Annotated in this window: 11 protein-coding genes; 4 read left to right on the top strand and 7 right to left on the bottom strand. The window is 65.6% G+C overall.

The window, feature by feature from the left end:
- Nucleotides 1–4: 4 nt before the first annotated feature.
- Complete coding sequence (locus tag JOF57_RS02940; protein ID WP_209913469.1) at nucleotides 5–553, bottom strand: YceI family protein; 549 nt, start codon at nucleotides 551–553, stop codon at nucleotides 5–7.
- 137 nt (nucleotides 554–690) lie between these two features.
- Nucleotides 691–3,279, bottom strand: a complete 2,589-nt coding sequence (locus tag JOF57_RS02935; RefSeq protein ID WP_209915748.1) for a bifunctional FO biosynthesis protein CofGH — start codon at nucleotides 3,277–3,279, stop codon at nucleotides 691–693.
- 202 nt (nucleotides 3,280–3,481) lie between these two features.
- Between JOF57_RS02935 and JOF57_RS02930 the strand changes: the two genes are divergently transcribed.
- Nucleotides 3,482–4,951, top strand: a complete 1,470-nt coding sequence (locus JOF57_RS02930; RefSeq protein WP_209913467.1) for a hypothetical protein — start codon at nucleotides 3,482–3,484, stop codon at nucleotides 4,949–4,951.
- A 1-nt stretch (nucleotide 4,952) separates the two neighbouring features.
- Here the strand turns inward: JOF57_RS02930 and JOF57_RS02925 are convergent, their stop codons facing one another.
- Nucleotides 4,953–5,375, bottom strand: coding sequence for a hypothetical protein (locus tag JOF57_RS02925; protein WP_209913465.1), 423 nt, complete (start codon nucleotides 5,373–5,375; stop codon nucleotides 4,953–4,955).
- A 112-nt stretch (nucleotides 5,376–5,487) separates the two neighbouring features.
- Nucleotides 5,488–6,345 (bottom strand): N-acetyl-1-D-myo-inositol-2-amino-2-deoxy-alpha-D-glucopyranoside deacetylase, encoded by an 858-nt coding sequence (mshB, locus tag JOF57_RS02920; RefSeq protein ID WP_163668520.1) that lies wholly within the window; start codon nucleotides 6,343–6,345, stop codon nucleotides 5,488–5,490.
- 640 nt (nucleotides 6,346–6,985) lie between these two features.
- Between mshB and JOF57_RS02915 the strand changes: the two genes are divergently transcribed.
- The gene (locus JOF57_RS02915; RefSeq protein WP_163668518.1) at nucleotides 6,986–8,353 is read left to right on the top strand and encodes a hypothetical protein; all 1,368 of its coding nucleotides are present in this window, start codon (nucleotides 6,986–6,988) and stop codon (nucleotides 8,351–8,353) included.
- Nucleotides 8,354–8,428: 75 nt separating this feature from the next.
- On the opposite strand, the gene JOF57_RS02910 is transcribed toward JOF57_RS02915, so the two are convergent.
- Entirely contained in the window at nucleotides 8,429–10,300 is a 1,872-nt protein-coding gene (locus tag JOF57_RS02910) for an ABC transporter family substrate-binding protein (RefSeq protein ID WP_163668516.1), read from the bottom strand.
- 536 nt (nucleotides 10,301–10,836) lie between these two features.
- Here JOF57_RS02910 and JOF57_RS02905 point away from each other — a divergent pair.
- Nucleotides 10,837–12,144, top strand: a complete 1,308-nt coding sequence (locus tag JOF57_RS02905) for a hypothetical protein (protein WP_209913463.1) — start codon at nucleotides 10,837–10,839, stop codon at nucleotides 12,142–12,144.
- Nucleotides 12,145–12,207: 63 nt separating this feature from the next.
- Here JOF57_RS02905 and typA read toward each other — a convergent pair whose 3' ends face one another.
- On the bottom strand, nucleotides 12,208–14,109 hold the full coding sequence (gene typA / locus JOF57_RS02900; protein WP_209913461.1) for a translational GTPase TypA: 1,902 nt from the start codon (nucleotides 14,107–14,109) through the stop codon (nucleotides 12,208–12,210).
- 287 nt (nucleotides 14,110–14,396) lie between these two features.
- Here typA and JOF57_RS02895 point away from each other — a divergent pair, with 287 nt between their 5' ends.
- Complete coding sequence (locus JOF57_RS02895) at nucleotides 14,397–14,663, top strand: hypothetical protein (RefSeq protein WP_209913458.1); 267 nt, start codon at nucleotides 14,397–14,399, stop codon at nucleotides 14,661–14,663.
- On the opposite strand, the gene JOF57_RS02890 is transcribed toward JOF57_RS02895, so the two are convergent.
- A complete protein-coding gene (locus JOF57_RS02890) occupies nucleotides 14,660–15,097 on the bottom strand; it encodes a pyridoxamine 5'-phosphate oxidase family protein (RefSeq protein ID WP_209913456.1) in 438 nt (145 codons plus the stop codon). The genes JOF57_RS02895 and JOF57_RS02890 overlap by 4 nt on opposite strands.
- Nucleotides 15,098–15,102: the final 5 nt, after the last annotated feature.

Raw genomic sequence — 15,102 nt, 5'->3', positions numbered from 1 at the left:
TCGGTCAGGCTTGCTTGAGCGCCTCGATTTCGAGGGTGATGGTCACCTTGTCGCCGATGACGGTGCCGCCGGTCTCCAACGGCATGTCGATGTCGATGCCGAAGTCCTTACGGTTCAACACCACCGAAGCCTCGAAACCGGCCACTGCGCCCTGACCCATGCCGGCGTTCACGCCGTTGTACTCGAGCTTGAGCGAAACCGGCTTGGTCACGCCCTTGAGGGTGAAGTCGCCGTCGACGATGTAGTCGGCGCCGTCGGGTTGCACACCGGTGGAAACAAAGGTCGCGGTCGGGTAGTTCTCGGCGTCGAAGAAGTCTGCGGACCGCACGTGCGCGTCGCGCTGCTCGTTGCGGGTGTCGATGGAGGTGACGTCGATGGTGGCGCTGACCGACGGGGTGCCGTCCTCGGCGAGGACAACCGCGCCGCTGAACGTCTCGAAACTACCCCGCACCTTGCTGACCATGAGATGGCGAACCGAGAAGTTGACGGACGAGTGCACGGGGTCGATGACCCAGGTGCCTGCGGTCAGGTCGGTGGCTATGGCGGCGGTCATGGTGTCTCCTTGGGTCTGGTGCCGGTCGGTCCGGCGCCTTCCCCAGAAACAACCGGACCGCAGTCCGATTCAATTCCCGATTTTCAGATTTATCCGACCTTTTCTCGCCGGCCGCCCTCACGAGCGTGCGCAAGATGTCAGGCAGCAAGCGGCGAGTAGTCCGTACTGCGCTGACGGGCGGGACGGCCGATACCCTCGGCGATCGCGACGAGTTCGGCCACAGTTTTGGCCGACCCGTTCTCGGAACCGGCCATCCGGGAGATCGTCTCCTCCATCAACGTGCCGCCCAGATCGTTGGCACCGCCGCGCAGCATCACCTGGGTGCGTTCGACGCCGAGCTTCACCCAACTGGTCTGAATCGACGGGATCCGGCCGTGCAGCATGATCCGGGCCAATGCATGTACGGCCCGGTTGTCGCGGTGCGTCGGCCCGGGACGGGACCCGCCGGCCAGATACAGGGGCGAGGACTGGTGCACGAACGGCAGCGGCACGAATTCGGTGAAGCCGCCGGTCTGATCCTGGATGCCCCGGAGCACATTGAGGTGGCCCACCCAGTGCTTGGGTGTGTCGACGTGGCCGTACATCATCGTCGACGACGAGCGCAGGCCTACCTGATGCGCGGTCGTCACGACATTGATCCACTCCGAGGTCGGCAGTTTGCCCTTGGTGAGCACCCAGCGCACCTCGTCGTCGAGGATCTCGGCGGCCGTGCCGGGGATCGAGCCCAACCCGGCCTCGCGCAGCGAGGTCAGCCATTCCCGCACGGACAGACCGCTGCGGGTGACGCCGTTGGCGATCTCCATGGGCGAGAAGGCGTGCACGTGCATGGACGGCACGCGCGCCTTGACGGCCCGCACCAGATCGGCGTAGCCGGTGACCGGCAATTCGGGGTCGATGCCGCCCTGCATGCAGACTTCGGTGGCACCGGCGACGTGCGCTTCCCAGGCCCGGTCGGCGACTTCGTCGGTGGACAGCGAGTAGGCGTCGGCGTCGCCCTTGCGCTGCGCGAAGGCGCAGAACCGGCAACCGGTGTAGCAGATGTTGGTGAAGTTGATGTTGCGGTTGACGACGTAGGTGACGTCATCGCCGACGACATCGCGACGCAACGAATCTGCCAGTGCGGCAACAGCTTCCAGTGCGGGACCATCCGCGGTGGCCAATGCGAGGTACTCGTCGTCGCTGCAGCCGCCCGGATTGCGTTCGGCGGAGCGCAACGCGGCCAGCACATCGGTGTCGACGCGTTCGGGGGCGCGGGCGGCCAGTTCGTGCACCTTGGCGCGGATCGACTCCCAGTCACCGAACGCACTGTCCAGGTCGCTGCGGGTCTCAGTGAGCCTGCCCTCGGAGTCGATCGCGGAGTGTAGATCGATACGACCCAACGATTCCGATGCTTCGTCGGGCTCCTGCCACGGCTGCCCGACCGGGTCGACGTCAAGGGCGAACCCGGTGTCGGGATCGGCGAGCGCGTCGACGTGCCCACGCACCCGCGGATCGATCCAGGCCGCCCCGGCCTGCACGTACTGCGGTTGCGCGGTGAGCCGCTGCACCAGGTCGTAGCCGGCCTCGGCGGTGACGTCGGCCAGATCGTCGAGCGCCGGCCAGGGCCGTTCGGGGTTGACGTGATCGGGGGTCAGCGGTGACACGCCGCCCCAATCGTCGACGCCGGCGCCGATGAGCGTCAGGCATTCGTCGCGCGACACCAGATTCGGCGGTGCCTGGATACGCATCTTCGGTCCCAACACCAGACGCGTCACCGCGATCGTCGCGATGAAGTCGTCGATCCCGGTATCGGCGACTGCGCGCATGGCAGTGTCCGCCTTGGCCCGGAAGTTCTGCACGATCACTTCCTGAACGTGCCCGAATTCTTTGTGGGACTTGCGGATTGCGTGCATGGTCTCGGCACGTTCGGTCAACGTCTCGCCGATGCCGACCAGCAGACCGGTGGTGAAGGGGATGGAAAGCCGGCCGGCGTCGTCCAGGGTGCGCAGCCGCACCGCCGGATCCTTGTCAGGACTGCCGTAGTGAGCCTCACCCTTGACCTCGAACAGACGCCGGGAGGTGGTCTCCAGCATCATGCCCATCGACGGTGCGACGGGCTTCAGCCGAGACAGCTCCGACCAACTCATCACGCCCGGATTCAGATGCGGCAGCAGGCCGGTCTCCTCGAGCACCCGAATGGCCATGGCCCGCACGTAGTCCAGCGTGGAGTCGTAGCCGCGCTCATCGAGCCACTGGCGGGCCTCGTCCCAGCGATCCTCGGGGCGGTCACCCAAGGTGAACAACGCCTCCTTGCAGCCCAATTCGGCACCGCGGCGAGCCACGTCGAGAATCTCGTCGGGCTCCATATACATGCCCATGCCCTGTGCGCGCAGCTTGCCGGGCACGGTCACGAAGGTGCAGTAGTGGCAGGTGTCGCGGCACAGATGCGTGACGGGGATGAAGACCTTGCGCGAATAGCTGACCGGAAGCCGACCGTTGGCCCCGTGCCGGCCTGCCGATTCCAGGCCCGCATCGCGTACCCGGGCGGCGCTGACACACAGATCCGCCAGATCCTCGCCACGGGCCGTCATCGCGATCGCGGCCTCGTCGACGTTGAGGGTCACGCCGTCACGGGCCCGCCGCAGCACCCGCCGCAGTGCCGAAGTGGTCGGACCGCTGGGCGCAGCGGACTTCGATGGGACGGCCGGGGTGGGTAGATCGGCGCCGTGCTGGGAGTTCAGAGCCACTTCCGTGTAACCCCGTCGTTGTGCACGATCATCCACGCGTCTCACATTCTGAAACCAATGCGCCCGGCATACCGGCCACAGTAGTCCCAGCTTGTCAGCGGAGCGCGGGCCCCTTACCGGACACAGACGGTCAAGTCCCGACGAATGGGCGGCCGACCACGTAAATTGATCCCGTCGGGGAGGGGATACCGGAGGGGTCGTGATGACTACAAGTGTTCGTTCGTATCTGGTGGCGGGAGCCGCAGCGGCCACCGCCACTGCCATCGCCCTCACCCCCGTTCAAGCAGCTCCCGCTGATATCGCCGTCCCGGCACACCCGGCATCGACCCAACCTCAGCTGACCCAGGCGATGGTCGATCTGCTGGCGGCTGCCAGCAGGATGACCGCCGCCGTGGCACCCAAGGCGCCCTCGCACCCCGGCGCCCCCGGACTGGGAGTGGCCCCGGCAGCGGCAACGACCGGCGACATCGGTGTCCAGAACGCGGCCAGCGACTGGCTCAGTTCGGTCTGGTACGGGGTCCAATCCTGGATCGACTGGGGCGTGAACTATGCACAGGACATCGCCTACTGGCTGGGCGGCTGGGGCGTTCCGTTCGCCTGGGCGATCGGCGACCAGATCGGCATCTTCTACAACGCCCTGATCAAGCCGATCGCCAACGGCTACTTCGACCACTGGCTGGTTCCGGTCGTCAACGATCCGCTGAACCCCGCCGTGTGGTGGAACGGCTTCGTCAGCACCGTGGGAGCCGCGATCAACGCCGGCGTCAACTTCGGTGTCCAAGAGTTCAATTTCTTCTTCGGCTGGATCCTCCCGCCGCTTCCCGGCCCGCCGCCGGGCTGGCCGTTCAACACCCTGGCCACCCAGGGTCTGTCGGCCGGACTCGCCACCCCCGGGGCCCTCTTCCCCGGCCTGCGCGGACTCGTCGGCGACGTTGTCCTGCCGCCCTCGGGCTTCGTGACCGACGCCGCGGTGAACACCATCACCGGCGCCTACGGCCTGGTCCACAATGCGACCAGCTTCGCGGTCAACGGGGCCGACAACGTGCTCGACTCGTTGCGCCTGAACTTCCTCAGCCGCCAGCTCGACATCAACTACAACCTGGTCAGCGCGCTGTCGAGCCAGGGTGTCGGCCTGACCACCGACCTGATCCAGATCCCGGACCGCTACCTCGACGACGTGTTGAACGACGGCCAAGGGCTCCTCGAGGCCGCCGGCACCGAAGCCCAGTTCGTCGGCAAGAGCATCGCCTCGCATGGCAACAACGCGGTCAACGCCGTCGGGAACTACGTCGACGACCAGATCAACTACTTCACCCCCGGCTCCGCGGCGACCGAGACGAACACCGACGAGGTGGCGAAGGTGCCGACGTCGGTGCGCGCCTCGTTGCAGGATCCGGTCGATCAAGCGAAGGGCGAGGCACCGAAGCTGACGAGTCCGGTCACCAACCGCAACATCAAGGCCAAGACGGTCGACAAGGCGACGGATGTCCAGTCACGGGTTCAGACCCGGGTCCAGGGAGCGGTCGATGCCGCGCAGAAGGCCGGTGACGATGCGCGCCAGGCGGTCAAGACCGCCGTCAAGAACGTCACGCCGAAGCCCAGGGTAAAGAAGGAAAAGTCCTTGTCTCCCAAGGATTCCAATGCCAAGTCGGACTCGGACAACAAGAAGTGAGTCAGCGGAGGTAATGCCGCCGGAGCAGTACCAGCGGCGGTAACGCGCCGACGGCGATCAGGATCAGCGATCCGAAGGCCATCACGCCCGGGCCGGCGAAGATGATGTCTCCGCCCGGCCCCCCGAACGTCATCGCCACCACGGTGGCCAGCCATGTCCACAGCGGCAACGCCGCCAACCGCATGGAATCGGTCCAGTACATGGCCGCCCAGACGAGCGCGGTATTGACGGCCCCCGCAGCCAGTGCGCTGATCGGAAACGGGATCGATCCGATGTGTGAAGGCAGCAGTAATGCGCCTACGACGGCTGAGAGGACGCCGTCAACCGCGAGCAGTGCCAGGACGACGCGGCCCAGCACAAGGTCCGAGGGCGGGTTCAGGTGGGAATGCTGTCGAGCAGACCGACCATCGAACCGACCACCCACTGGTAGTTGTCAAAACGGTCCTGCCAGTGCTGCAGGTTCGGATCCATATCGGGGTCCATGAATGTCCCTTCGACGCCACTGATTGACCGGAGCTTACCGCGTGCGGTTTCGGCTATTGCAGATTCAGCCCGGCCAGCAGGTCGGTTTCCCACCCGCGGGTATCGCGCTCGCCCGCGTCGCCCGATACGAGCAGGTAATGCTCCTCACCGAGGATCGGCAGGGCGAGGTTGTTGGACAGGGCGAATCCACTCCCGTCGGGTGCGACGGTGACCTGGGTGGCGTGCGCGCGCATCGCGGCGACCTTGGCCGGCAGTTGGGCGCCGGCCTCGACGACGGCATCGATCTGGTCGTCGGCGTACCCGAACGGAACGTCCCCGACGTCGATGCGGATCCAGTCCTCCGGCACGTCCTTCATGCCTTGGAGGCCGGCCCGCATCGCGGTGCTGGCCATGACCGTCCAATAGAACTTGGGGACGGTCCAGCCGGCGGCCGCGACGGCCGCGGTGGTGACGCGGTGGGCCTGTTTGTGGTCGGGGTGCCCGTACCCGCCGTCGGGGTCGTAGGTGACGACGACGTGCGGTTGCAGATCCTCGATGACGCGCACGAGTTCGTCTACCGCTTCATCAAAATCGGCGTCGATGAACCGCTGTTGCTTGCGCGCCGAGGAACCGTCCATACCCGAGTCCCGCCATCGACCGGGGCCGCCGAGGAATTGCGGTGCGCCGATGCCGAGTGCGCTCAGTGCCTTGGTCAGCTCGCTGATCCGGTATCCGCCGAGTTGATCGGCGTGGTCGACGGCCAGGTTCGCATAGCGATCGCCGATGACCTCCCCCTCTTCGCCGAGGGTGCAGGTCACCACATGCACGTCGGCGCCGAGCGCCGCGTAGTGCGCGATCGTGGCACCGGTGGTGAGGGTTTCGTCGTCCGGATGGGCGTGAACGAACAGCAGGCGGGGCGTTTCGCTGGGCATCGTGATCGACGATAGCCGTGCCCTGCGGGCCGCGCAGAAAGACACTCACCGCCGACCGTCAGACCGATGATCGGCCTGAAATCGCTCGCCTAGCGGCGCAACAACGTAATGGTCGACTAAACAGACCGGGCAAACCCCCGACAACGAAATCCGCAATTTTTGAAACTGACTGAGACTGCCACTTCGTTGCCAACGCAAGCAACGGAGTGGATACCGGGACCGCAGGCCCGACCAGTGTCCGGCATCTCATCCGAGCAGCCCCTGTTTTACAGATCACACTCATATGTCCAATGTGTGCGCGCTAACTTCCCGGCCCACGCCCGGATGACGTTACCGCTGGGTAACCTAACCGAACTTATCGCCAGCACCCCCGCTGGCAACCGAGTGGCATAGCGCGCCAAATGTTTGCTATGACGCTTCGAACTTATGGATAATATCGCTACATCTGGTAGCGAAACAATGCGATTTGACCGCGACAAACTCGCATTACCAGCAATATTTCAGATACCCGGAGTTCATTTGCCGGACAGCACGATGGTTCCGGGGGGCTGAAAATCTGCTGAGAGAATTTGCAGACAACTGAACTTACTTTGGGGTAACTTCTGCGCCGACCCTAGTTACGTCCCCGTAAGGAGATCCCATGCAACTCGTTTCTCGGTCGTACCTGGCCGCCGGCGTCGCGCTCGTAGGCGCCAGCGCCATCGCAATCAGCCCCCTGGCCCCGCCCGCTCCGGACGCTCACTTCCCCGCAATTGACTCCTCGTCTGCTGCGGTGAATCTCACCGCAGCCGCCAATCCCCTCGAACTGTGGGCCGAGGTGATCGGAGCCGCCGTCGGGAACATCGGCGGCCTGGGCGAACAGTGGATGGCGGACCCGGCCCCGATCCTGACCCAGATCATCGCCAACCAGCTGCACACCGCAAATGTCTTGGGCGCCGCGGCGCAGACGACGGCCGACGGACTCAAAGCCGCGCTGTCCCCCGACGGTTGGTCGAGCTTTCCAGCGTCAATGCAGGGCGCTCTCGATCTGATCGCGGCCGGGGATCTGGAGAACGGCCTCGCCAGCGCGGTATCGAGCTTCATCCTGCTCGCACTGCCGCTACAGATCGGTGTGGGCATGGCGTGGCCCGCGCTTGCGCAGCCGTTCGTAAATCTGGGACAGTTCGCCCTCCACGTCAACGACATGGTCCCGGCGATCCTGGTGAGCGGACTGCTGAGCCCCTTGACGGTAACCGCCGCCGCAACCGGACATGTCATCGACAGCCTGGTCAGCGCGGCGAGCAGCGGCGACCCGGCCGAGTTCGCGACCGCCTTGGTGAATGCTCCGGCCACCATCACCGGCGCCCTGCTCAACGGATACGACGTCTTCGGCACCCCCACCGGCGGTCTGCTGAATCCGCCGGACCAGTGGGGCATCGGCGGAGGCATCTCGACGGTGCTGACCGCAATTGCCGGCATCGCGAACTCGATCAAGACGCCGGGCGCCGATCGCGGCGATCTGCTCGGCAACCTGCCCGGCCTCGGGGGTGCGTCCGAGACGAGTGCGGTATTGGATTCCACACTCGCCTCCACCACCAAGACCGTGACGCTGGATGTCACACCGGCCAAGGCGCTGGTAGCTGCCCCGGCGGCCGTGGAGACCTCGACACCGCAGGTTGAGAAGACAGAGTCGGCTCCAATCGCCAGCGCCGTTTCCAGCACTGAAGCTGAGAGTGCAGTCGAGGCTCCGACGGCCGATGCCACGGATGCCGCTGCCGACACCGATGCAGCTGCCACCGAGGGCGACGACGCCACGAAGACCGTCACCAAGGCATCGCCTAAGGCTTCGGTCAAGGCTGCCAAGGGGCAGGCCAAGGTCAGCAATTCCGCCAAGGCGGTCCGCGACCAGGTGAAGTCAGCGGCGAAGAAGTTGACCAACGGCCTCAAGAAGGACAAGACCGGCCCCAAGAAGAGCGCGGAGAAGAAGGCCGGGTCCTCCAGCGACTCGGCCAAGGGCGCCGACAAGTAGCCCCACAGCGCGACCAGGCGGGCCCCCTTCACACGGTGTGGAGGGGGCCCACTGTTCGTTTCTGGCTGTTGCTTCCTACCGCGCCTTTGCCCAACTGCCCGCATCGCCAACGATGCCGACGGGCACGGCGCCGGACAGGCTCACGTTCTGCACACTCGGTCCGGCCGCGACGATCGTGGTGTCCTGCAGGATCGGAAGAACCGTCGCCATACTCCACAGTCGAGGTTCGACAGCCTGGATCACCTCGGCGATGTTCTGCGAACCATCGAGCGCCCCATCGATTTTCGACTGGATGCTGTGGTCGCAGATGCCGGTGATATTGCTGGGCGCCTGCACCAGCTCGTCCGATTCCGGGGCCGGAAGCGGCTGAGTGGGTGTCGGTGTGCTGGCCGGCGGGACGGGCGCGGTGCTCGTGGTGGACTTCGGCGACGGCGACGGCGCGATGCCCGGGACCGTGGTAGAGACGGCTGTCGCCTCCAACGCCCGGCAGCCGTAGCGCGAGGCGAGGCTGGTGGCCAGGTCTCCCCCGGCCTGACGCCAGCCGACGACGGCGTCGACGCGGTTGTTTGTCAACGCATCGCTGTAGAGCGCAACAGGATCCAGGGCCAGCACCGAGGCGTCGATACCGACGTTGCGGAGTTGATCGGCCGCGGTGTTGGCGACGGCGATCGATGTCGGATCGTTGGACGCCACACCGAGAACCAAGGACAGTACCGCGCCGTCCTTGGTGATGCGCTGCCTGCCGTTGTCAGGTTCCGACGATGCTCCGTCTGCAGGCGGCTCGGCTGCGGGCTCGATCTGATAGCCGGCTCCGCGCAACAGATCCAGCGCGGCCTCCCGCGACATGGCCGGCGGTGCGGTGGGGACGTAACCGGGGTCCGACGGCGAGCGCACCTGGGCCTGTGCCAGCGTCACCGTGTTGTCATCACCCGCACCCACCGACGCCAGCAGGTCGACGTCGATCAGGCCCAGGATCGCCCTGCGCACCTGGGCTTGCGCCAGGTCGGGCTGCCCGCCGCGCAGGGTCAGCTGCATCACCCGCGGGGTGACGATCCTGGCGGTACGGACATCCGGGATGGCGCTCAGCTGCGCGAAAGTTGCTGCGCCACCGTGCACCTGGGCTACCTGGGTGTCGCCGTTGCGGATCGAGTCGGCAAGCGCTGCCGGTGCCCCGCCCCGGCGGAACAACACCAGGTCGGGCTTGGCCGGCACACTCCAGTACCGGTCGTTGCGGGCCAGCAGGATCTCATCCCGTTGCGGGTCGATGCTGTCCACCCGGAACTGCCCGCCGGTGACGGGCATCGCGCGGGCCAGACCTGCGCCGAAACCGCCGGGAACGTCCTTGATGATGTGGGCCGGGAGGATGTCGTTGAACAGTTCCCGCCACGCCGGATACGGCTGGGAGAAGGTCACCACCGCCTGCTTGCCGCCCTCCACCGATTGCACTCCGGTGATCAGGTCGTAGCCGGACGGATCGACAACGCCCGGCTGGCCGACCATCTGGCGCCACAGATACCAGTAGTCGTCGGCGGCGATGGGCGCATTGTCGGTCCACTGCGCCTCGGGACGGATCTTGTAGGTGACCGTGAACGGGTTCTCACTGGTCACCTCGGCCGAATCGAGCAGCGTGGTGTCGAGCTCCCAACGCGAGCCCGTCGGGGACTTCGGGTCGGGGACCGGCCGGAACGAACTCGGCAGGACCATCGCCGCGACGGCCGCATTCACCGGCGACTGATCCGACAGCAGGTGCGGATTGAATCCGGGACCGATCGAATCGATCGCCATGATGATCTGCGTCGCCTTCATCGGGGGCGGCGGTGCTGTCTCAGTCGTCTCGGTGCTCTGCGGTGCCGGCGGGGGGCTGACCGTACAGCCGCTGAACAGCAACGTCGGCACGGAAATGAGTATGCCGATCGTCCCGTGGGCGCGGCGAAGGGGTGACGGCACGTCCCTCAGCGTATCGACTGACCGGAAGCGCACTGAGCCACGCACCGACAGGGCGTCCCAACCCCTCGATCCGCAAATGGTGGCCGGCAGGCATCGCGAGCGTGAACCCGCCGCGACAATTCGCGCGAAAAAATCGCAATCGATTCATATTGGGCGCCAAAACTGACCGATTGGGACACCTACCCCCAGATCAAATCTGATTGCTGCTCAACATTGCACGCCGGCACGAGCCAGCGCCCGGCGCGACGCCGCAAACATGGCACAACGGACGATCGCGCCACTTTGCTTGGCGGCGATGCCGATGCACAGCCTTCCCCTACTCCTCAGCTAAATCAACGACACAGGGATCCGTGACTTTCGGTTGCATGACACAACTTGCCAGGAAACTTGGCCGATCGGATGGTCTTTGTGTATGCAAAATCTCGAATTCACCTGAGAAATTCTTAAGTTGACTCTATCGTCGAGGACGTCAGTTTCGGACCAGAGCAACCAAATCAACAGGGGGAAGCACGATGCACGTTGGTGTGAAGCAATCGATGACAACAGCAACAGCGCTACTCGCGGCAGGCGCGATCACCATCGGCCCGGCAATCGGACCGGTCAGCGCACAGACCCCGGAAGCGCTGCGAGCCGCGCATGTTGCGGATATCAACCTCATGGCGAACCCGGATCCGATTGCGGCACTCCAGGGTTTCAGCGAATCCGGGTTGCGTTTCGTCCAAGGCATCGCACAGCTACCGGTGGCCGCCATCGCCGCTGCCCTCGCCATCGCCGACGGCGACCGCCAGGCCTTCTACAACTCGCTCCGTCAAGTCATCGATGCCCCGCTGTGGGCCATCGACCCCGCCCTGGGAATCAACCAAACGTCACTCACCGGCAAGGGCCTGGCGGCGCTGTTCCCCGACCGGGCCGGCGATATTCAGGCCTTCCGCAACGACGTGCTGTGGGCAGCGACCGATAATTTCCGGTCATCGATCGCCGACCTCCTCGGGGTCGCCGACACCAGCACTCCCCTCGACGTGCTCACGCCGCTCGCCGGATTCGCTGCGGGCGCCCTCGACTCCGGGTATCGACTGGTGGAAGGCCTCGCCCTGGCCCCGTTCGGACCGCTCAAGGCGATCCTTGACATCGCCGGCGGCATGGAGCCCAACGTCGCCGTCTACAACATGCTCAACGATTACATCAGCGCTCCACTTTGGGTGGCCGACTCCTTCATGGGCACCGGCCCGACCCAGCAGGCCATCCCCATCGGACTGAAGGCGCTGTTGCCCAACCGAGCCGACGGTATTCAGGACTTCCGGAACGACGTGTTGTGGAAAGCGACGAACTCCGTCCGTGAAGTCGTCCGCGAAGCGCTTGGCGTGGACCCGAGTGCGAATCCGAACAATCCGCAGAACACATTGGTCACCAGCAAGGTGAACGAACCTCCCGCTCCGAAGACGTTGGTCACCCTCGACGTCGAAACGGCACCGCCGGCACCGGAGACGGTCACGACGGAGAAGGAGACGGTGACGACGGAGAAGGTGGAGGTCAAGAAGCCCGCGGTCGAGAAAGCGACACCGCTGGCGAGGACACGGACTCAGCTTCGCGAGAGCCTCAACTTCAGCACGCACCAGACCGGAGCCAAGGTGTCCGGCGACTCGGACACGTCGGCACCGACCAAGCCCGACACCACCGATCTCCGAACCAGCGTCAATCAGCTCAAGGAGAAGTTCGGCTTGAAGGGTGGCAACGACAGCCCGACGCCGGGCAAGGCCACCACCACCGCCGGCAACTCCACCGGTGCCGCCACTACGAACGACGGCGCCGGCAAGAAGTCCGACTCCAAGAGCGACGCGGCCTGAGAACTGTTGCGCCAGTAGCGATACCGCGGGGGATATCGCTACTGGCGCAGCACAGCTCGAAAGTTATCCGCGGGCCTTCGCGCGTGCCTTCGCCCGGGCCCGCAGCGAAGCCGTCAGCTCAACCTTGCGCACGCGGACGACCTCGGGGGTCACCTCGACGCACTCGTCCTCGGCACAGAATTCCATGGCCTGTTCCAGACTCAGATCGAGTGGCCGCGCCAGCGTCTCCATGACGTCGGCGGTCGACGACCGCATGTTCGTCAGCTTCTTCTCGCGGGTGATATTGATGTCGAGATCCTCGGCGCGCGGGTTGATACCCACCACCTGACCCTCATAGGTGTCCTCACCCGGCTCGACGAAGAACTGTCCGCGGTCGCCCAGCTGGATCATCGCGAACGGGGTGATCGAGCCGGACCGGTCGCTCACCAGCGACCCGGTATGGCGGGCCCGGATCTCCCCGGCCCACGGTCGATAGCCCTCGAACACGGCGTTGGCGATGCCGGTGCCACGCGTCTCGGTCAGGAAGTCGGTTCGGAAGCCGATCAGCCCGCGGCTGGGCACCACGAAGTCCATCCGCACCCAGCCGGCGGCGTGGTTGGTCATCTGTTCCATCCGGCCCTTGCGGTTGGCCATCAGCTGGGTGATGGAGCCGACGAACTCCTCCGGGCAGTCGATGGTCAGCTCTTCGAACGGCTCGTGCAGCTTGCCGTCGACGTTCTTGGTGACCACCTGCGGCTTGCCGACGGTCAGCTCGAAGCCCTCGCGCCGCATCTGCTCGACGAGGATGGCCAGCGCCAGCTCACCGCGGCCCTGCACCTCCCAGGCGTCGGGACGACCGATGTCGACGACCCGGATCGACACGTTGCCGACCAGTTCGCTGTCGAGGCGGTTCTTGACCATGCGGGCGGTCAGCTTGTGCCCCGACACCCGGCCCGCCAGCGGCGAGGTGTTGGTGCCGATCGTGACCGAGATGGCCGGTTCGTCGACGGTGATGCGCGGCAGAGCGTGCGAGTTCTCGGGATCGGCCAGGGTGTCGCCGATCATGATCTCCGGGATACCCGCGACGGCGACGATGTCGCCGGCGACGGCCTCTTCCGTCGGAGTGCGGTCGACACCCTCGGTGGCCAGCAGTTCGGTGATCTTGGCGGTGGTGATCACCGGGGACCCGTCCACCTCACGCATCCAGGCGACCTGCTGGCCCTTCTTGAGCCGGCCGTTGTAGATGCGGATCAGCGCGAGACGACCCAGGAAGGCCGACGCGTCGAGGTTGGTGACCAGGGCCTGCAGCGGCGCCTCCGGGTCGCCCGACGGTGCCGGGATGTGCTCCATCAGCACGTCGAACAGTGGGTCCAGATTCTCGCCGTCGGGATTCTCACCGTTGGCGGGCTGCGTCGTCGACGCGATACCGGCCCGGCCCGAGGCGTACAGGGTGGGCAGATCCAGTGCCTTCTCGGCGGCAGCCTGGGCCTCGTCGTCAAGGTCGGAGGCAACGTCGAGCAGCAGGTCGTGGCTCTCCTCGACGACCTCTGCGATGCGCGCGTCGGGCCGGTCGGTCTTGTTGACCACCAGAATCACCGGCAGGTGCGCAGCCAGGGCCTTGCGCAGCACGAACCGGGTCTGCGGGAGCGGGCCCTCCGAGGCGTCCACCAGCAGAACCACACCGTCCACCATGGACAGGCCACGCTCCACCTCGCCACCGAAATCGGCGTGACCAGGGGTGTCGATGACGTTGATCACCGTCATGCTGCCGTCCGCATGGTGCCGATGCACCGCGGTGTTCTTGGCCAGGATGGTGATGCCCTTTTCCCTCTCCAGGTCACCGGAGTCCATCAAGCGCTCGACCGCGTCGTCGCCGCGGTGCGTCAAGGCACCCGACTGCCGCAGCATCGCGTCGACTAGGGTCGTCTTGCCGTGGTCGACGTGGGCGACGATGGCGACATTGCGAAAGCTCGGGCGTGAATCCACCCCGACATTCTCGCAGGCTGGCCGGTCGATCACGAAAACGAGAGAGCCCCGTCACGTTGAAGTCCGCAAAAATCGCCGCCCTGAAGCCCAAGAAAAAGTGCTGCAAGAGCAAGCCTCGCTGCAAACGCTGCCCCCTGGTTCTGCACAAGGTGCGCAAGGCTGAGCACAACGGATTGCGCGGTAAAGAACTGGACAAGGTCTTCAAACGAGCCAGAAAGACCTAGGTTCCGCGAGTACCGTTTGAGGTATCCGTCACAGTGCGATAGGCGAGGCTGGAGGTGCCGGTGATGACGGTTTATGAAGCGCTCACGGTCGCTTTGATCATGGTGCTCGCGGCGGGGACCACCGTCGCGATCTACGTGGGCATGGCCAACTGGATCGGCGCCTGCTACATGGTCCGGTGCAGCGAATGCCACCATCTGACCTTCGCGTCGGCCAATCAGCCGCAGGCTTCCTGCGCGCACTGCCGTCACCCGGTGCTGATGCACCCGCTGTACGCGACGCAGCACCCGGGCCACGCCGTGCGGGTGGTCGGCGACCGGCTCCGGTACTAGCTGCCGCCCACCGTGCCGTAGTGCGGCATCGCATGGTTCCGGAGCTGACGTCCGGTGACCTTCTCGGACCGGATCCGCACGAAATGATCGCGGCGCCCCTCGGCCCACGGCTGCACGAATGTCCCGGCGACCTGCACCTGTTCGTCGACGTCGGTGATGTGCTCGGCGTGCCCGACGATCGTCACACTCCAGCCGGTGCGTAGATCGGCATCGAGCTCGTCGGCTTCGAACGCCACGACCTGATGGTCGGTCGCGGCGACCAGCTTGGGCCCGCCGGCCACCCGGATCACTACATCGTCATGCCACACCCGGAAGTTGACGGGCTGCACGGCCGGCAACGCGTCCTCGGTGAACACCAACCTGCCGACGCGTACCCCCTCCAGCAGATCCAGACACTGCCTGCGGGTGAGGACGCCGAGTTCAGATCCCTTCATGACGA

This window comes from Mycolicibacterium lutetiense, assembly GCF_017876775.1.
Taxonomy (GTDB): domain Bacteria; phylum Actinomycetota; class Actinomycetes; order Mycobacteriales; family Mycobacteriaceae; genus Mycobacterium; species Mycobacterium lutetiense.
This window is presented reverse-complemented; position numbering and strand designations above follow the sequence as displayed.

Coding starts and splice junctions, on each gene's coding strand:
- JOF57_RS02940 (WP_209913469.1), bottom strand. CDS start 553: ATGACCGCCGCCATAGCCACCGACCTGACCGCAGGCACCTGGGTCATC.
- JOF57_RS02930 (WP_209913467.1), top strand. CDS start 3,482: ATGACTACAAGTGTTCGTTCGTATCTGGTGGCGGGAGCCGCAGCGGCC.
- mshB (WP_163668520.1), bottom strand. CDS start 6,345: ATGCCCAGCGAAACGCCCCGCCTGCTGTTCGTTCACGCCCATCCGGAC.
- JOF57_RS02915 (WP_163668518.1), top strand. CDS start 6,986: ATGCAACTCGTTTCTCGGTCGTACCTGGCCGCCGGCGTCGCGCTCGTA.
- JOF57_RS02905 (WP_209913463.1), top strand. CDS start 10,837: ATGACAACAGCAACAGCGCTACTCGCGGCAGGCGCGATCACCATCGGC.
- JOF57_RS02895 (WP_209913458.1), top strand. CDS start 14,397: ATGACGGTTTATGAAGCGCTCACGGTCGCTTTGATCATGGTGCTCGCG.
- JOF57_RS02890 (WP_209913456.1), bottom strand. CDS start 15,097: ATGAAGGGATCTGAACTCGGCGTCCTCACCCGCAGGCAGTGTCTGGAT.